16 protein-coding genes and 1 pseudogene are annotated in these 18,160 nt (G+C 36.5%); 11 read left to right on the top strand and 6 right to left on the bottom strand.

Translation table 11 applies throughout. The annotated features are described in order from the left end of the window. Positions 1-183: pseudogene (locus tag Q4493_RS16565) on the bottom strand (hypothetical protein); the annotation flags it as partial. A 234-nt stretch (positions 184-417) separates the two neighbouring features. Between Q4493_RS16565 and Q4493_RS16560 the strand changes: the two are divergent. The 5 genes from Q4493_RS16560 (at position 418) to Q4493_RS16540 (ending at position 6,483) form a co-directional block, all read left to right on the top strand. Then, positions 418-981: a recombinase family protein gene (locus tag Q4493_RS16560; RefSeq protein ID WP_303455023.1), complete on the top strand. Its 564-nt coding sequence runs from the start codon at positions 418-420 to the stop codon at positions 979-981. Between the two features lie 3 nt (positions 982-984). Next, positions 985-1,425, top strand: coding sequence for a hypothetical protein (locus Q4493_RS16555; protein WP_303455021.1), 441 nt, complete (start codon positions 985-987; stop codon positions 1,423-1,425). Next, positions 1,422-3,599, top strand: a complete 2,178-nt coding sequence (locus Q4493_RS16550) for an AAA family ATPase (protein WP_303455018.1) — start codon at positions 1,422-1,424, stop codon at positions 3,597-3,599. Before Q4493_RS16555 ends, Q4493_RS16550 begins: the two co-directional genes overlap by 4 nt. A 260-nt stretch (positions 3,600-3,859) precedes the next feature. Then, positions 3,860-5,731, top strand: coding sequence for a hypothetical protein (locus Q4493_RS16545; RefSeq protein ID WP_303455016.1), 1,872 nt, complete (start codon positions 3,860-3,862; stop codon positions 5,729-5,731). 572 nt (positions 5,732-6,303) lie between these two features. Beyond that, positions 6,304-6,483, top strand: a complete 180-nt coding sequence (locus Q4493_RS16540) for a hypothetical protein (RefSeq protein WP_303455014.1) — start codon at positions 6,304-6,306, stop codon at positions 6,481-6,483. Positions 6,484-6,549: 66 nt separating this feature from the next. On the opposite strand, the gene Q4493_RS16535 is transcribed toward Q4493_RS16540, so the two are convergent. Continuing rightward, the gene (locus Q4493_RS16535; protein WP_303455011.1) at positions 6,550-7,209 is read right to left on the bottom strand and encodes a PEP-CTERM sorting domain-containing protein; all 660 of its coding nucleotides are present in this window, start codon (positions 7,207-7,209) and stop codon (positions 6,550-6,552) included. Between the two features lie 167 nt (positions 7,210-7,376). Beyond that, positions 7,377-7,592, bottom strand: a complete 216-nt coding sequence (locus tag Q4493_RS16530; protein WP_303455009.1) for a tautomerase family protein — start codon at positions 7,590-7,592, stop codon at positions 7,377-7,379. Positions 7,593-7,893: 301 nt separating this feature from the next. Here Q4493_RS16530 and Q4493_RS16525 point away from each other — a divergent pair, with 301 nt between their 5' ends. Beyond that, positions 7,894-10,971 carry an AAA family ATPase gene (locus Q4493_RS16525; RefSeq protein ID WP_303455007.1) on the top strand — a complete coding sequence of 1,026 codons (3,078 nt, stop codon included), beginning with the start codon at positions 7,894-7,896 and terminating at the stop codon, positions 10,969-10,971. Between the two features lie 18 nt (positions 10,972-10,989). Here the strand turns inward: Q4493_RS16525 and Q4493_RS16520 are convergent, their stop codons facing one another. After that, positions 10,990-11,250, bottom strand: a complete 261-nt coding sequence (locus Q4493_RS16520) for a DUF4242 domain-containing protein (RefSeq protein WP_303455004.1) — start codon at positions 11,248-11,250, stop codon at positions 10,990-10,992. Positions 11,251-11,559: 309 nt separating this feature from the next. On the opposite strand from Q4493_RS16520, the gene Q4493_RS16515 reads away from it, so the two are divergent. The 5 genes from Q4493_RS16515 (at position 11,560) to Q4493_RS16495 (ending at position 16,415) form a co-directional block, all read left to right on the top strand. After that, positions 11,560-12,282 carry an isoprenylcysteine carboxylmethyltransferase family protein gene (locus Q4493_RS16515; protein ID WP_303455002.1) on the top strand — a complete coding sequence of 241 codons (723 nt, stop codon included), beginning with the start codon at positions 11,560-11,562 and terminating at the stop codon, positions 12,280-12,282. A 130-nt stretch (positions 12,283-12,412) separates the two neighbouring features. After that, the gene (locus Q4493_RS16510; RefSeq protein WP_303454999.1) at positions 12,413-13,540 is read left to right on the top strand and encodes an acyl-CoA dehydrogenase family protein; all 1,128 of its coding nucleotides are present in this window, start codon (positions 12,413-12,415) and stop codon (positions 13,538-13,540) included. A gap of 484 nt (positions 13,541-14,024) precedes the next feature. Continuing rightward, positions 14,025-14,726 (top strand): PEP-CTERM sorting domain-containing protein, encoded by a 702-nt coding sequence (locus Q4493_RS16505; RefSeq protein ID WP_303454995.1) that lies wholly within the window; start codon positions 14,025-14,027, stop codon positions 14,724-14,726. 73 nt (positions 14,727-14,799) lie between these two features. Continuing rightward, positions 14,800-15,750, top strand: a complete 951-nt coding sequence (locus Q4493_RS16500; RefSeq protein ID WP_303454993.1) for a sensor domain-containing diguanylate cyclase — start codon at positions 14,800-14,802, stop codon at positions 15,748-15,750. 62 nt (positions 15,751-15,812) lie between these two features. Next, positions 15,813-16,415, top strand: a complete 603-nt coding sequence (locus tag Q4493_RS16495; protein ID WP_303454991.1) for a phospholipid-binding protein MlaC — start codon at positions 15,813-15,815, stop codon at positions 16,413-16,415. A 502-nt stretch (positions 16,416-16,917) separates the two neighbouring features. Here the strand turns inward: Q4493_RS16495 and Q4493_RS16490 are convergent. Beyond that, entirely contained in the window at positions 16,918-17,793 is an 876-nt protein-coding gene (locus Q4493_RS16490; RefSeq protein ID WP_303454989.1) for an SMP-30/gluconolactonase/LRE family protein, read from the bottom strand. A 166-nt stretch (positions 17,794-17,959) separates the two neighbouring features. Then, positions 17,960-18,151: a hypothetical protein gene (locus tag Q4493_RS16485; protein ID WP_303454985.1), complete on the bottom strand. Its 192-nt coding sequence runs from the start codon at positions 18,149-18,151 to the stop codon at positions 17,960-17,962. Positions 18,152-18,160: the final 9 nt, after the last annotated feature.

Below are 18,160 nucleotides of genomic sequence, written 5' to 3'. Positions count from 1 at the left end.
TGTGCCAGTGAGTGTAACTACGGTATTTTCATCAACAGACTGGTCAGTGCCAGCATTCGCTGTTGGTGGTTGGTTTACTGGGGGAGTTACTACCCCCTCACTTTCTTCTGAGCTACCTCCGCCACATGCGGTTAACGTCAAAATAGCTAATAAAATTGCTACTTTGGGGAATACCGACTTCATAATTAACTTCCTTATTGATTGTTGATTCCATTGTGAAATCTTAAATTTTTTATCTCCCATTATTTAACCATGAAAAAGTCTGCTTGCATAGTTAGCAAATCCACTGAGTCTGAGGTGAACTAAAAAAATAACTATAAAAAAGTACATGAACTAAATTTATATTGACTATTTAAGTGCAAATTCTAATAGAGTTGAACTAAACTTATAACTTAGGTTCATGTTAAGAGGCTGGAGATGGCGTTAATAGGGTATGCAAGAGTTAGCACGCAAGAACAAGATCTAGAAGCTCAAGTTGATGCATTAGAGCGTCATGGCTGCGAGAAGGTATTCTCTGGCAAGCAAGGCGGTAACTCTTTGGATAATGTAAAAAAACTAGACGACCTTCTCGATTACATCCGTGAAGGTGATGTTGTATGCGTTACAAAGCTTGACCGTTTGGGCAGAAGTCTTAAAGGGATCATGACTGCAATTGATGGTATTCATTCAAAAGGTGCTGCTCTTACAACACTTGATGGAGTTATTAACAGTGCTGATGATTCGCCCTTTGGAAAAGCTGTTCTTCATGTTATTGCTGTTTTTGCTGAGCTAAACAAGAGCCTGATCATCAAAAATACCACTGAAGGCCGTGAACGGGCTATTGCTCAGGGGAAGCATATGGGCAGGCCAAAGACTATTCCTGACTCTGATAGGAAAAAGATCCGTAAGTTAGTGCAATTAAAGCAGAAATCTCAGAACCAACTCTCAAAGGAGTATGGCGTTAGCAGGACTACGATAAAACGCATCGTGGAGGGGAGTTAATATATGAGTAAAGAAAGAGGTCAACGTAACAGAGACTTATTCCTTGGCTGGGTGGCTGAAATGAAATCAAAAGAGTCGCCTAATTGGTTGGATTATTGGCATGGTGATACGTTAAGTCCCAAAAAAATTGCTGATGAGCTTGGTTTTGATGCCTCTGCATTTAAGGAAAAAAGAAATAAAAAGCTCTTTGATTTGTTGCAAGAACTTAAACAAGAACTTGCTACCTCAGGGGTGTACCAGCAACGTAAGAAAAACCTGCCTCTCGATAAAGAGATCATTGATGTATCAAAAGGTACTGACGAAGACATCAAAGATAGCGCTAAAGTCAGAGACCTAAAAAGAACAAACCGAAGACTACAAAACGAAAACGCTAAGTTAGCTGCCGAAGTTGCCAAGCTATCTGAATTTAAAGATGTACTGATTGAAATGGGCTTGTGGAAATGAAGAGTAGTGCTTATCTGGTAAGGATCACCAGAATATACCAGTACCACCCGGATAATGTCCGGCTGGGAGCTATTTTTGTTAACCACAAAGCAGGTGCGCATCGTATTGAGATTCTGACTACTCAAGATAAGTTAAATATTGATCCGAAAGTCGGGCAGCAATGGAAAATTCTCAAAGAGCAAAATTTCAGCATTAGGCAACAACAAGTCAGTATGGGTGGTTATGTTGATGTCTGGCGCTTTATGGAGCCGACACTGAAATGTGTTATGCCTGATAATGGCCTTGGCTTTGTAACTTTTTTAAGCACTGAGAAAGTGTTTGAAGGCATAGGAAAGGTAAGCGCACAATTTCTTTGGAATGAATTTAGAAGCGATATATTTAACATACTTGAATGTGATAAATATGCGCCATACGAACAAGACCAGTCAATAACGAATTTTCAAGCTGTCAGGAATGTTCTGCTTGGTGATAAAGCCGTGCATGGATTATGGGATGGCTATAAAGAGTATTCCAACTTAAAACACTCAGCTCAATTGGTTGAGTGGGAAATAGAAGCCCCTATCCAGCGCCAGTTGTTCAGATTTGCAGATCAGGATGCGATCAACTTTCTTACACAGAACCCATACCGCTTATTTTCACTGGGGATGCGATTTAACAAGGTAGACGCTATTGCTCAAAAGCATTTCGGTATCAAACAGGATGATGAAGTCAGACTGGTAGCAATCGTTGAACAAGCATTGAGATTATGGAGCGATCAAGGCAATACGGTTGCAGATTGGCAAGATATTGAATCGTCTGTTTCTAAGTTGTTGAACAAAGACCAACGGCTAGTTGCAAGGGCAAGTAAGCTAGATGGCGATATCGTTGGGTTTGTTAAACAAAACAACCAATATTTTGTTTCAGGCAATTATATATTTGAGAAAACGATAGCCAAGCGTTTTGGTAACCTCAGAAAATCAAATAACCGTTGGTCGAGCGAGTTGGAAGATGCATTTAGGACCTCGTTCCCTGCCGATTGGCCCATTGAAAAAGCACAAGAACGTGCCGTAAGGACAGCATTAGTCAGTCACGTCTTTGCGCTAACTGGAGGAGCTGGAACAGGTAAAACAACAACTACTAAACTTATCGTAAATGCTTATCAAAAATTAGGTTATACGATATACCCCGTTGCGTTATCAGGAAAAGCAGCCCGTCGGCTTCAACAATCAATCGGTAATGAAACGAAGACGATTGCAAAACTGTTACGAGAAACTGATCTTGATGAAGATAAGGCTGTACTGCTTGTGGATGAAGCTTCTATGTTGGATGCATATACCATGTGGCGTTTGGTTACTTTGTTTTCTGATAAGGTTCGAATCTTGTTAATTGGTGATCCTTATCAGCTTCCACCGATTAATGCGGGTTTCATTTTAAATGATGTCATTAAAAGCGGTGTAATAAACCATGTAGAACTTGATGTCGTGAAACGACAGGGAGCTGATAGTAGTGTGCCTGCATATTCCAATGCTATAAGGCACGGTATAATGCCAGAGTCATTAACTACCGCTGATATTACATTCCAAGAATCAATAGGCGATATTCTGCGAGATGCAGTGACTGTATATTCTGAGTATGACAATACTATGATAGTTGCTCCTACCAATGCTACAGTTAGAAACGCAAACATTATGCTGCAAGATGCAGTAAACCCTGATGGTAAGACTCTTGACCTTACGGATATGCCTATTACTAAAGGCAGCTACGACTTTAGAGAGGGTGATCCGGTTGTTATTACGTTGACTAGTTATAAAAACGATTTACAGAATGGAACACTGGGTGTCATTAAGAGCGCTGAACCTACAGAGGATTATGCTTGTGTCCTTGAGCTTGAAGACCTCGATGAAAAAGGTAACAAACGTGTGCTGAAAGTGGATTGGCAATTATTTGAATATATTGACCTTGCTTACTGCTTAACCTTACATAAATTGCAGGGTTCACAAGCTCCAAATGTCATTGTGTTGCTTGAGCGAGGAAGATTACTTGACCGCAGCTGGTTGTATACGGCTGTGACAAGGGCGGAGGATAAAGTACATATTATTGGCACGGAAGCGGCTTTTCGTTATGGTGTTAATAAACTAGGGGCAGTTGATACTCGTAAAACAGCTTTAGCTGAGATGTTGAAAATGAAAAGCTAGCATGAAAGTAATGTATGAATCGATATTTAACCTTCTTTATTTCTAAAGTATATTGATAAAGCATTACCAACAATAACCAAGGAACTACAAAGGTATGGAAAAGGTTGTAAAGGACTTATTTGTCGAAAAGATTCTAAAAGAAGAGCTAGCCCCCCCCTACTAGAAGAGAGTTTCGCCTAAATAAGTGGAATGCAGAATGGAATAAGGTGAGACTCCATGCTACGCCGCGTGATAAAAACGTCTACGAGGCAGGGGTGATTGTGAACAGCTTACTAGGAGAGGTTCGTTCTAAACTTGGTGAAATTTATCAGAACGTGCCTAAAACGACATACGAAAAGTTGATGTTGGCGTATGTCGCTTTCTCGAATAGAGACTTGGTCGTGGCATTAAAACAAGCAGTTAAAACCATCCCAAATAAAGTGCAAGGGGTTACGATAACTTCAAGCATTTCTGGCAACGCAATGAGCCTGCAAGAAATAGCTCATGGTGTTGTCGATGGTTGGCAACCTGCGATAAGAATGTGTCAACGAAATATTGACAATAACCAAGCAATAACATCAGACAATACTGCGATAGATATTCTTGATTTTATTAAACTAGAATCCGCATTATCAAATTTATACGCATCATATGAACATTTATGGCAATGTATTCTTTGGTCTGGTTATAAACTTGAGGAGCTAGACAGAGACTTAAAATACTTTCGAATTACGCAGCCATTAACTTCTTTCGAAATTCAGTTCGAAGCCAGTATTGTTCGTAAAGAACGTCTCAGTAGCCAAAAAACAATGATCGCTTACTCCCCCGAACTGAGAAAATTATACATCGATGATAAATTCGTTAGAATTAAGCGACAGAGCAAAATCCGAGTAGCCTATGAGGCACCAATAAAAAGTGCTGGAGACAAGTTAATTACTTGGAATACGCAATGGCGCATACAGGTTATCGACATCATGAGCTATTTCCCAAAGAAATGGCTAGAGGAAGATCATGGAAGTGGATTTAGTATTCTCGAAGCGCTTGAAGTTATGAGATGTTTGATGCTTATGGCCAATAGTTGTTTTGAAAAATTTCCCGAAGATGATAGTGCATTCAATTTGAATAAATTAATGGAATTCTGTCCAAGAGTTTCCTCTCAATCTTTAAGGTTTGCCCTAAAAAATGCCACTAGAATTGAGCATTCCAAGATAGCAAAGATATTAGCTTTTTTAACTGCTACATCAAACCAAACAAGTGACCTTTGGTGTGAGCCTTTAATAAAGGTTAAAAATGAATATGCTATTTTGCTAGGAGCTTTAGCTGCCCCTTCTATAAATAGGTTAGTTGAACATTGGTTTACTACTTTTCAAATTAATCTTGAAAAGAAAGGATATACATATGAGGAGTCGGTAGTTAACTTGCTTAATAAAGAACTTTATCAGAACCCATTAATAGAAGATTTTGATGAAGCTATAGGAAAAAGAATTAAGCTTGATACAGAAGAAGAGTTTGACTTACTAGCTCGCATTGAAGACTTAATAATTATTGGAGAATCGAAGAGCATCGTTACTACAGACTCTCCTATATCAAAGTATCGCACAACTAAAATTTTGGAACATGCAGGGGAGCAAGTAATAAGAAAGACCAAGTTCTTTAAAGATAATATTGAAAGAGTATTTGATAAACTTGGTTGGAACTTTGACTCAAATGCTGAATATAAGTTTGCACAATGTATCGTTAATAGTAGCCAAGTATTAGTCGGGCACAAATCTAACGGGATTCCTGTAATAGACGAAAAAATATTGAAATACTACTTTGAATCTTCAAAAATTAGAATTCTCTCTGTTCCCACCAAGGATGGAGAGCATAAGGATCTGGCATGGTATGAGTTATATAGAAATATTAAAGAGTTAAAAGATAATTTTGAAACATACCTCTGTAACCCACCTCAGCTAAACGAAGATGAAAAATCTTTTGAATATAGAGATTTAGTGCTTCCTTATTTATCTGAAAACTCTTATAAGGTCGTGAAGAGGCGGTTAAGCGTTAAACAAGAAGAACCACTTGCAATCATGAGGCGTGAGCATAAATTTCGCGTAATTAAATCTGCTGACTACGAGTCAGAAGCTCCAAAGATTACAGTAACCATATAATTAATAGTTAGATTAAAGCGGGTAGCTATGAAGTCATAAACATTAATAAACATGACTTGAACTATAGAAGTATGCTTATGATGAAATTAATTCTTATGAGAGTTTCAAACTCTAATTTAAAGGCAAAAATTGATTCTTATTGTTTGTTCTATATATGAGGATGATTAGTGGGCGTTATCCTGCCTTGGCAGAAATGTTGAAAAATGTTTAAATTTAACCGTAATTGGTAGAAAACAGCGCAACTAATCTACATTATTGTGTTTTAATGTTTAAAAGTGAAATGGGGCATTTTAGTAAGGTCCTTATTTAAAAAAGGTTTTGTTTCTGTACTGACCCTGAATTATGGTTTTTTGTCTTGGATAACCATTCTAGCTTACGTATATTTTAAAAGTGTAAATATAAAACGCTTTTAACTACTTTCTATACTTTAAGCTAGTGTAAAAACTGGCTTTTTGTTTACTTCCTGATTGAACAATCAACAGTTTCTCGATTTAACTTTACCGGACGGCTGCTATGCCTAAGACTGTGGAAAAACGAATATCTAAAGCTGAAAATAGCAACAAGCGATCAAAATGGTAACTACTATAGGCGGGATAACTAATGGATTCGACTTTTTAGAGGCGCAATTTGGTAAAGAAAAGCTAACCGTTTCAAAACGAACATTACAAAATCACATTCGTCGATTAACGCAGATTTATAATCAAAAAAAGCAACTACCTAATTGGAAGATGCTTCTAGATGATTATCGATAACATTGGGATACATAGGTTTATTCAGGCATACCGTCATCGATAATCGGTTTTGATAAAGAAACTAAATTAAGATTGTTTCTTAAATCGACGTGTGGTTAAACCAATAACTCCTAATGCAAAAATAGCAAGTGAAGACGGCTCAGGTACTACAGCAGTGCTGGCACCGGAACGAACAAGCCACGAACCGACTCCTTTCTGGCTGTCTGATTCGATCCAGCAACAATTAGTTAACGGGTCGTTAACCGCCACAAATTGACTGGAAGGAAAGTGTGATACATGCCCGAGACCGTAAGATGTAAGAACTCCGGAAATAGATTTGACTGCCCCTCTTGACACCCCTTGCACTTCCGTCGCTGATTCACTGGGTGTGCCGAACATGTTTAAGAATTGGGAAGCGGCACTGTTCACCGACGGATCAGTTGAAGTCCGATAGCCGGAGCCTAATAAAACAGCATCAAAAACGTTTTCAATCTCACTTTCGGTTGCCCATCTAAAATCACCGAAAAAGGATTCGGCCTCAGTATCTAGGATCGAATTTCCAAGTGTCCAGGTTAAATCTAACCATTCAAGCCCTGTCGAACTATCGTAAGTGAGTGCTTTATCGCCTGCTACCTTCCAATCTCGTTCTGTCAAATCTGTTATCAGAGTGGCGTTTGCTACGCCTACAATATTGCTAATCGTCACTAACAAAGCAACGGTTGCAGTTTTTATAAATTTAAATTTCAATTGATATCCTTTTGAATCTCTTCTAAAAGTCAGAGATGGTGGATTGAAAGATTAGATTTTAAATTCACCTAAATTTGGAAATCAGTATTAAATTTCAGTAATTTCCAAATTTAAGTTTGAAATTTTAATCTCAGTATTAATTTCTTAAAGTTAAATAAGAAGACGAATTAACCTCTTTGCATTGTATGAACTGCTTTAGCTGTTAATTGCTGACCGCCTATAGCCCAATCGCCTTCGTTGATTTCTTGTATACGAACCCAAGTGACTCCACGTAAAGCTTCTCCTTCAATTTCAACCATTACGTCGGTTACTTTAGTGATTATTTCTTTTTTTTGCTCTGCATTGAATACATTTTTGATTACATGTACGTCGATAAGTGGCATGTTGATATTCTCCGGTTATTTATCATTATAAAGTGTTTTATTGTATAAAGTGCGAGCTAGCACACACCTTGAAATCAATGTTAAATGAGTTTGAATAGTCTAGCTTGGAGATACTTTGGGGATTACACGGTGTTTCCTAGGAGATACATGTATTTGTTCTTCATGAATAATAAAATTAGTTTTTTTGTTCATCTACAGAGTCTGATCTGGTTTAATAGATAAGGTATTTTGGTAGACGTTATTTTAGTTAATCGAAATATTTATTAATCAAAACAACAGATTTATTGATGTAGAGAATATAATGATATTTCAATTTGGTGAATGTGTACTAAATACTCAATTAGTTGAGTTACATTTTAAGAAAAAGCTTCAGGCCGTTGAGCCTAAAGTCTTTCAATTATTGCAATTTTTTCTAGAAAATCATGGTCGTGTGTTAAGTAAAGACGAAATTCTTGAAGAAATATGGCGAGGGCGAATTGTTTCTGACTCTACCTTATCAAGCTGTGTAAAGGCTGCCCGTAGGGTTATTGGTGACAGTGGTGACGCTCAAATGTTGATTAAAACAGTACGAGGTTATGGTTTTAGGTTCATTGGTGAAATTAGCACAACAACCAGCGAAGTAGAAATAAATAATACTCAACAAGAACGTTCCACAACAGAGCATAAGCGAAGCAATATTTCGTTTGAGCTGATAAATTTATTTAAAAATAAAAATAAAAATAAAAATAAAAATAAAAATCTGATTTTGGGTCGAGAAAAGGAGTTAAATCAACTCAAATCTTCATTAGTTGATTGTTTGGAAAATCAGGGCAGCATTACATTATTAGCAGGGATTGCTGGCATTGGTAAGTCACGTATATTGGAAGAAATTTCACATTATGCAAGCGAAGCTGACGCAGAGGTAATATGGGGGCGATGTCGAGAAGAGGCAGGAGCACCTGCGTATTGGCCGTGGAGACAATTATTAATCAGTCACTTTAAACATCAGCCGTTGATGGACGCGGCACAAACACCTGAATTGGCAAATTTGCTTCCTGAACTATTTAACAATACGCCAAGCTCAATAAGCAATACAATTGAACAATCACCAGAGCAGACCAGATTCAAGTTATTTCATTCTGTCGCCAATCTTTTTCGATCATTATCTAGCGGAAAAACGCTCGTGCTTATCTTTGACGACTTACACCGAGCAGACAAATCCTCTTTACATTTATTAGAATTTATTGCCTCAGAATTAAGTTCATCACCAATAATGTTTATTGGTACGTACCGTGATAGCGATGTATCAGAAGGGCATAGATTTCAACAAACAATTTACGAGATGTCTCGACTGAATAATTATCAGCACATTAATTTAAGTAATTTAAGTCAAGACGCAGTTGCTAAATATGTTGCTCAAGAAATACCTGAAGCAGACAGTAAACTAGCTCTTGAAATATTTAAGCGTACAGATGGGCATCCTCTTTATCTTGTTGAAACTACCAGGCACCTTCAACAGGGTGGCAGTAGTAGCGCTTTACCCACTAACCTTAAAGCAATAATTAATCAACGTTTTAAAGATTTACCTAAAGAATCTGTTTACATGTTACAAGTTGCGACGGTTATTGGCCGATATTTTAATATTGGTTTACTCAGTAATGTAGTGAATCGTGATACCGCTACTGTGTTAGCGCTACTTGATCCTGCAATGAGTTTGGGGCAATTAAATTACATAGAAACGACGGGTGATTATCAATTCAGTCATGCGCTTATTCGAGAATCGCTTTACGATTCATTAACGACTAGTGAACGACTAAGCCTACATTGCAATGTAGCCAATGCACTTGATAAAGCAGGTTCAGACGCGGCACAAATTGCTTATCACTATTTCCAAGCAGTCCCTTTAGGAACCGCAGATAAGGCAATAATTTACTTAGAAAAAGCAGCGATAGAAGCCGATAAAATGATGGCTTATGAAGTTTCTGTGCGCTATTGCAAACAAGCGTTAAAAATTGCAAACCCTTCCTTTAAAGCTCGATTGACTTTGTCGCTTGGTGAGTCACAAATTCGAGCTGGTGATAGTTTGGGTGCTATTTCAACCTTTATTCAAGCGGCTGAATTTGCTGAAGCTAGCAGTGAACATGATATTTATGCTCAAGCATCTATTGGACTTGAGGAAGCCTATTGGCGCCCCGGTTTACCTGCCCACTATGCGGTTAAGTGCTTACAAAAAGCATTAACAAACGATACTAAAATAGACCCAAAACTCAAACTTCGCATAATGTGCTCACTGATTCGAGCGTACATGATGAGCGGAGGTGATAACCAAAGTAGAAAGTTGCAAACTCAAACTGAAGTAATCGCTCGAGATTTAGGTGACGATAACTTGCTTGCCCGTGCGTTGTTTGCAGGTGTTATTGCGAGCCATTTAGACAAAGCTAAACCTGATTACCTATCAGAGCGATTAGAAAAAGGATCTGAAAGTGCTTTATTAGCCAAACGGTTAGGAGATGATTCACTTTATAATGAAATACTCTCTTGGCATAACATTGATTTAGGTACTAATGGTGAAATATATAAGGTTGAAAAGAATTTACTAGAACAGAAGGAATTAATAGCACAACAACCGTTTTATCATTATCACAGAGAGCTTTGGCAAGCAGTTATTGCACTAGGTCGTGGGCAATTTAAAGAAAGTCAGCAATATGCTGAGAATGCACAAAAATTCAGTCAATGGCTACCGGGTCAAGACAGTGATGGTGTTTACGGAATGCAAATGTTCGCCATTAAGCGAGAGCAAGGCCAGTTGCCTATTTTGTCTTATGTTGTTGAGAAGTTTGTTAAAGATAATAGTGAGAACAAATCATGGAAACCGGGTTTAGCACTAGTGTATGCTGAGGTTGGTAAAAAAGATGAGGCAATAGCATTATTGAATAGTTTAGTGGCAAATAATTTTGCGGAACTACCAAGAGATTCGTTATGGGAAACCTGTTTAGTGTACTTGAGTGAAGTGTGTGCTTACTTTTGTATTTCTTCATGTTCAGAGCAACTATATAAGCAGCTTTTGCCCTTTAAGCATCAAAGCATTTTGATTGGTAGTAATATTGGCAGTTTAGGATCAGCAGACAGATACTTAGGAATGTTAGCAACAGTAATGCAAAACTGGTCGTTGGCAGAGGCGCATTTTAAAAAAGCATTGCACATGGACAATGGTCAGAATTTTGTGGTTTTCGCAACACACAGTCAATTTGAATACGCTAAAATGATGACTTTAAGGAATCAAGGTAGTGATAAAGAAACTGCAATTGGCATGCTAAATGAAAGTAAAAAAATAGCAGATAAACATGGCATGGTTTCATTGCACAAAAAAGCGATAACCTTGTTAAAAACGCTACAATAACTGGTTTATTCGCCTAGTTTAAACAAAGGCTTCAGGAGTTAATGTGTCACCTAATTCAACAATGGTATCGCATGGAATATTTAGGGCTTTCGATGCATTTTTAATAGCATCCGCACTTTCTGCTTCATATAGGCAATAGGTTTTTTTCTTATCACTACTTAAAAAAGATTGTAACCATCGAATATCATTATCGTCGTTAATTCGAGTAATACCCTCCACAGCTTCCTTATTCATTTCAACTTGTTCAGCGAAGCTTCGCTCAATTAAAAATAGTGCCATAAATAAAATCCACATTTATTGATATAAATTTAATGCTAGTAGTTTCAAGCATTAAAGTAAAGCTTCAATATGTTCTATAACCTATAACCCAAAATGCTAATTCGACATGGGCTGCTCATGAAGAGTCTTGATAAAATCCCCATGGTTTCTTCACGTTATCACCAAGCTTGAAGTAATTTTGTTGATTATGATTAACCCAATGCATAAACCTAGAAAACTTTTTGCTATATGCATCATTAGTTTTTTAAGTTTTAAGTTACTACGTCTTATCTATGGACGACATTTTAATCAATTGTAAAGGAGAAGGTCATGAGATTATTCGTTTTGTTATATGGGATAATTAGCTATTTAGTTTTTTTGGGTGTTTTTAGTTACTTCATTTTATTTGTTGGAGACATTTTAGCCCCAAAAACAGTGTCATCGGGTGTTACTGAAAATCAAGTTTATTCGATGTTAATTAATATATTGTTGTTAATAGCATGGGGAATACAACACAGTGTTATGGCAAGAAATTGGTTTAAACAGGCTATTAGAAACATTGTACCGTCACATACTGAAAGAAGCACTTATGTATTAATATCATCAATTGTGCTCGCCTTTTTAATGTTAGCTTGGCAACCGATGCATGGTGTCATTTGGGATGTTGATAATGAAATGGGTGTAACTGCTTTGTGGGTCACATTTGGCTTGGGCTGGGTTACGATATTTGCTGCCACATTTTTAACTAACCATTTTGATCTATTTGGCTTGCGCCAAACCTGGTTGCACTTTGTTAAAAAAAGCTACACATCACTCCATTTTACTGAACGCTTGATATATCAATGGATTCGCCACCCAATGATGTTAGGTATATTAATCGCTATTTGGTCAACTGGGACTATGACTATGTCACACTTTGTATTTTCGGTGGGTATGTCTGTGTACGTTTTAATCGGTATTCATTTTGAAGAAAAATCATTAGTTAAAGATTTAGGGATCAATTATGAAGAATATCAACTTCGTACTGCAAAATTGCTCCCTAAGGTGTATTAGAAATATAACTAACTACTAAACCTAGTGAAAATATAATCGTTACAAAAAAATTAGTTTAATATAAGAAAAGACACAATAGTTAGCATGAGAATGCTCAAGGATTCATTCAGTGTCATTAAGGAAAGTTACAATGTCTATTTATAATGAAATTTCAGAACAAATTGAACGTTATGCCGATAAAATCACAAAATCAGGATTAATTGGTGACCAACAAGATAAGTTTGCGACAGAGAATTATCAACAGCTTAAAGAAATGAAGTTTTTCTCTGCTATGACACCTGAAGATCTTGGTGGTGGTGGTGTCAACTATTCACAGATGTGTAAATTGATAAAACAAATTGCCCAGTACCACCCATCAACCGCGCTTTCAGCATCAATGCATCAACATATTATTGCTGCAAATCATTTTAATTATGTACATGGTAAGCCCGGGCAAGCGGTGTTAGAAAAAGTAATTGCAAACGAACTTGTGCTTGTTAGTACTGGTGCTGGTGATTGGCTTGCCTCTAACGGAACATTAACTAAAACGGAAGGCGGTTTCCTTTTTTCGGCGACTAAACACTTTGCCAGTGGTTCTCCTGAAGGCGATGTATTAGTGACTTCAGGACCTTATGAAGACCCTGACTTGGGCTGGCAAGTCTTTCATTTTCCTGTACCTACTAGTAGCAAAGGGGTGAAAGTTTTAGATAACTGGCACCCAATGGGAATGAAAGGTACCGGCTCAAATAGTGTGGAAATAGATGAGGTATTCATTCCCGATGCTTCAATTGCTTTAAGACGTCCAAGAGGTGATTACCATACCGTTTGGTGTGTAGTATTGCCAGTAGCATTGCCACTAATTATGTCTGTTTATGTTGGTATTGCCGAAACGGCAGCAAGAAGAGCAAAAGCTTTATGTAAAGAGCTAAAAGATCTCACAACTCCTTATCTATTAGGTGAAATGGAAAATGCGTTAACGACTGCACAAGTGGTGTTGCAAGATATGATTGCCAATGTTGGTGACTTTGACTTCACCCCTGATATGAACACGCTTAATGAAGTGGTTAAACGTAAAACGATAGTGGCTAATCATTGCAAACAAGTCGTTGTTAAAGCTATTGAAGCATGCGGTGGTCCTGGTTATCTAGAGAGCTTTGGCATTGAATGTTTGCTGCGAGATGTGATGGCGTCACATTTTCATCCGATGCAAGAGAAACGTCAACATTTATTCTCAGGTTACATGGCCGTTGAAAAAACTCCACCAAGTGCTGCATTTTGAGTGATTTAGTAAATTAGTAGTAGAAATTAACGGATTTGATATAACTAAAAAAGGGTTGGTGGAGCATTGCTTCAACAGCCCTTTTTCATGTTTATAGCAGGGAGAATCCATTCGTCACATTGAAGATAGTTAGATATTTCACATAGTAAAGTATCTAATTTCTTTTTATGAATTACAGACAATAATACTTATCTTCCATACTCATCAACCAAATCACATTTAACTTTACCTAGGGAATTTAGTGGTAATTAATTGAAGGTTTACTAAACGAGTATTTTTGAAATCAATGCAACATTTTTGGGTGGTATTGATCAATCCCAATCAATTACCCATGAATTCTTCACGATATCACCAAGTTAGTTTTATGTTCGACCGTTATTATTATTCACACACATAGCAACCAAATAAAACTATGTGTTAATAAATTATCTGCTCGACTTGTTATTAGAGCTAGCAGTTTAAGAATCAATTAAAGGAATTAACAATGAAACTTACAAATCTATTTACCACGTTACTATTGCAAACGTTCTTATTTAGTACAGCAAATGCAGGAGTAATTATTAGTGCTACTGATGCGACCATAGATCTTGGTGGACCGGGCTATGGCCTAATATCAGAAACTTACGACCAATCGGGATTATATAATCCTTATATTAGTGGCATAACAGATTTTGACGAATATATTTCTTCAAACCCTTTTCATACTAGCGACTATAACGGTAATGAATGGTTTAGCAGAGAATATGACTCTCCAGAAGGTATCGCTTCGGTAACCTACGATTTGGGGTTTAGAACCAATATTGATGCCATAGCATTGTGGAATGAAGAGTCTTCAGGAATTACATTTCTTAGCTTATTTGGCTCATTAGATGGTATTAACTTTTTTGATATGGCTCAGGGCTTAATGCCACAAGATAATCCGTTCGACGAAAGTAGACCTGATGATGATTATTCATATGCTGCTGAAGTATTCAACTTATCAAATTCTTATACTCGGTACGTAAGATTTAGCATGTCGGGTTGCCCTCAACAGCCGAGTAGTTTTAATTATTGCTCTATTGGTGAAGTTGCTTTTCGCACTGCAGATAACACCAAGCCAACCGAGGTTCCTGAACCCTCAACGTGGTCGATATTTATGATGAGCATGATAGGTTTAGGTATGAAGAGAAAATATATCAATAGTTAAGGAAAAATGGCGGCTTGTCCCTTATAGAAGTCGAATTCAACTTAGTAGTGATTAAGTCAAGGAGTTAAAAGTTATGATTTCAGAACATTTTGAAAGTGCTATTTATAATTATTTTGATAAAGCTCAAATTCGTTATGATGAAGCTCATTATAGTTCAATAGAAATGCTGAAAAATCGAGTGAAAATACTCGAAGCAACACTCGATAATATTGGTGCTTATATTCACACTAAAGATTGCAATGGTCGATATCGCTACGTCAATGAAAAGATGTTAAAACTGCTTGGCCGATCTATAGATGAAGTGATTGGAAAGTCAGATAAAGAAATCATCGACAATGAATTATTAATTGATTCAACCCTTTCTGGCAAGTTAAATCAGTTAGTTAATATCAGCAAAGGTAATGAAACGAGAAAAATGGAATATTTCCAAAAGCCAATGCTGAATGAAAAAGGCGATCATATTGGTACCTGTAATACCATTTTGGATGTAACTAAATGGTATCTTGAAAATAGAGAATTAAAAAAGTTGGCTTATACGGACTATTTAACAGGGTTGTTCAATAGGCGGTATTTTTTTAAACAGGCACACGAGCTATTTCACCAAGCTTCTAATTTAAATAAACCGCTTTCGGTTATCTCAATCGATATCGACCATTTTAAAGATATTAATGACCAATATGGGCATTCAGTTGGTGATAACGTGCTAATTGCCGTGACTAAAATGATGCGACCTAACATTCGAACAGAAGATATTATTGCCAGATTAGGTGGTGAGGAATTTTCAATTATTTTACCCGATACATCAAAGCAAAAAGCTAAATATATCGCGGACAGAATAAGGTTGGAACAAGATCTCTCCACCATAACTGTAAATAACCTAAATTCTTTAAAGGTAAAAATCAGCATTGGTGTTGCCTCTTTAAATTCTAATGATACAACTTTTGACGACATTCTTATTCGTTCTGATCAGGCGCTTTATTTATCAAAATCAAAAGGAAGAAATAAAGTACATATATTGGATTGAAAAATTATAAGCAGCTACTCACTAATTACGAAGCTTTATTTAAATTGAAACGGAATACTTTGATGAAAAAATTATTAAATTTACCTATTATACTCATTTGTGTTTTAAGCCCATTGACTCAGGCCGTTGAATTATCTCCTTACGAGGTAGTACAAAGCACAGGAAAAGCATTATTTTCGAGAATCTCTAATAACCAGAAGGAACTAGAAAAATCTCCTGAATTAATGCAAACAATCGTTGAAGAAGAGTTAATGCCAAATATTGATTACAAATATGCAGCATATAAAATACTTGGCAAGAACTTAAGATACACTAGCCGTGAACAACGACGTCAATTTAACGATTCGATGAGAAGTTACTTGGTTAGAACATATGCAAATATTTTAAATTTATATTCGAATCAAACGGTTGTTTATTCGCCTGAAAAACTGAGTTCAGGTAAGAAAATTGTTAATGTCAGTTTAGATATCGTTGCTATTAATAAGCCCAAAATCAATATCGTTTTCAAAATGCACAAACACATTAAAACTAAAAAATGGCAAGCGTTTGATATAGTGGTAGCAGGTATTTCACTTTTACAAAGTAAACGCATTGAAATACACCGACAAATTGTAAAGCAAGGTATCGAACAGGTTGCGATTAATTTAGCGTCAGCAAACAGGTAGTAATAAAATAAGCGGAACACAATTTTGAAAATATTTACCTCTATTTTATTAATTTAACTAAATTCTCTATAGACAATCGAGTTCTAATTTCGGTTGTCTGTTAAGTGTCTTAATTCCCTATGCAAAGTAGTTAACTTCTAAGTTATCACTTTCAAATTTATCTAAAAATTCGTGACTACAGACCCTGAACATTACTGATTGAATTGATTTACGATTTTGATTCAAAGTTAAATCTTGGAATGGACGAATAGGCATAAAAGGTAAATTCATTAACCTATATCATTTTTTAAAATCAATTTAATATAGCAGATTTGTTACCTGAATCTATCGCAAAAAACTCTAAAGTAGACATTGAATAGATATGAAACAGTTCAAACAATTAGAAGTAAGATTATTAAAAGATGTTATGAGTTATGAAGAGAGTCTAACAGAAGCTCAGTTTGAATTAAAAACCCAGCTTTGAAACTGGGTTTTTACTGACTTTTAAAAATGACAATAAACGTTAAGGGTAGTTTCTTCCTGCAATATTATTGTGATAAGTTTCTATCGCGCCACGCTTTTGCATCGTAATAAAAAGCTGCTTACCGTCTTTACCGCCAAATGCAACATTCGTTGGATGTTGTCCCGTTAACTGTATGGTTTTAATGAGATTACCTTTAGGTGAAAGCACGGCAATAACTCCCGCACCGTATCGTGCTACGTATAAATTTCCCGCGTTATCAGTGCGCATGCCATCCATACCGTGGTCTTTAAATTGGTAGAATAGACTTTTATCTTGGATATTCCCTTTGGCATCGAGGGTATAGCGCCAAATAGTACGTTGCACACTTTCGTTAACATATAGCGTTTTATTATCTGGGCTTACTTCAACGCCGTTTGTCGTGCCCATATTGGCTTCCAATAGTGTATTAGAGCCATCGGCATTGATCCGCCATAAATTGCCACTATTATTTGACCAATTAGGATCACTTGCGAATAAAATACCATTATCCATAATCGCAATATCATTAGGTTGATTCATTTGGTCATTATGAGAAAAAACACTGACTATTTTTGACGTAGGATCAACGCTTAAAACGTTATGATTAACATAATCAGCGATATACATATTTCCCTGTTGATCAAATCGAATGCCATTACCAACTGAGCCATTAGGTAAGCTCAAATATATCTCAGCTTTATTATTATCAGTTACTTTGCCAATGGTTCCCTCTTTTGAAAAATTTACCGCGAATAAGTTACCATTTTTATCGACTGCAGGCCCTTCAACACCTTGTGTAAAACTATTATCTGGCATCCAGTCTGTTGAATGATGATTTTGAGCTAAGGTTGTTGTTGATAGAAGTAAAAGGGGAAGAAAAAGACTGTGTTTTTGCATAATTAAAGTAAGTTAAGAGAAGCATTTTAGTAACTTACCATAAATACTTTAATCGAGAAGAATTATTACGTTATATGTTTTTACTTTTTAATCACATAAAAAAAACCTCTATAAAAGAGGTTTTGATCTGACATAAAGTTTAGATAAATGCTTCGTAAAAATTAAACTAGTAATATGTATCTTCACGATTGTGTGCTTGCGGATCTTCAATTATTTCATCAAAGTCTACTTCAAAGCTGTTGTTGTCGGTTGTGTTTGCGATGTAAATTGTTTTGGTTGAACCGTCGATCCATGTAACAGTACCACTGCCTTTTACACTACCGCACTTCATGCCGATATGAATATCATTAAACTCCATAGTTCCTCC

It is taken from the genome of Colwellia sp. 1_MG-2023 (assembly GCF_030546755.1).
In the GTDB taxonomy this organism is placed as follows: Bacteria; Pseudomonadota; Gammaproteobacteria; order Enterobacterales; family Alteromonadaceae; genus Thalassotalea_H.
This window is presented reverse-complemented; position numbering and strand designations above follow the sequence as displayed.

Coding starts and splice junctions, on each gene's coding strand:
- Q4493_RS16550 (WP_303455018.1), top strand. CDS start 1,422: ATGAAGAGTAGTGCTTATCTGGTAAGGATCACCAGAATATACCAGTAC.
- Q4493_RS16555 (WP_303455021.1), top strand. CDS start 985: ATGAGTAAAGAAAGAGGTCAACGTAACAGAGACTTATTCCTTGGCTGG.
- Q4493_RS16540 (WP_303455014.1), top strand. CDS start 6,304: ATGGTAACTACTATAGGCGGGATAACTAATGGATTCGACTTTTTAGAG.
- Q4493_RS16510 (WP_303454999.1), top strand. CDS start 12,413: ATGTCTATTTATAATGAAATTTCAGAACAAATTGAACGTTATGCCGAT.
- Q4493_RS16525 (WP_303455007.1), top strand. CDS start 7,894: ATGATATTTCAATTTGGTGAATGTGTACTAAATACTCAATTAGTTGAG.
- Q4493_RS16530 (WP_303455009.1), bottom strand. CDS start 7,592: ATGCCACTTATCGACGTACATGTAATCAAAAATGTATTCAATGCAGAG.
- Q4493_RS16490 (WP_303454989.1), bottom strand. CDS start 17,793: ATGCAAAAACACAGTCTTTTTCTTCCCCTTTTACTTCTATCAACAACA.
- Q4493_RS16500 (WP_303454993.1), top strand. CDS start 14,800: ATGATTTCAGAACATTTTGAAAGTGCTATTTATAATTATTTTGATAAA.
- Q4493_RS16515 (WP_303455002.1), top strand. CDS start 11,560: ATGAGATTATTCGTTTTGTTATATGGGATAATTAGCTATTTAGTTTTT.
- Q4493_RS16505 (WP_303454995.1), top strand. CDS start 14,025: ATGAAACTTACAAATCTATTTACCACGTTACTATTGCAAACGTTCTTA.
- Q4493_RS16495 (WP_303454991.1), top strand. CDS start 15,813: ATGAAAAAATTATTAAATTTACCTATTATACTCATTTGTGTTTTAAGC.
- Q4493_RS16560 (WP_303455023.1), top strand. CDS start 418: ATGGCGTTAATAGGGTATGCAAGAGTTAGCACGCAAGAACAAGATCTA.
- Q4493_RS16520 (WP_303455004.1), bottom strand. CDS start 11,250: ATGGCACTATTTTTAATTGAGCGAAGCTTCGCTGAACAAGTTGAAATG.
- Q4493_RS16485 (WP_303454985.1), bottom strand. CDS start 18,151: ATGGAGTTTAATGATATTCATATCGGCATGAAGTGCGGTAGTGTAAAA.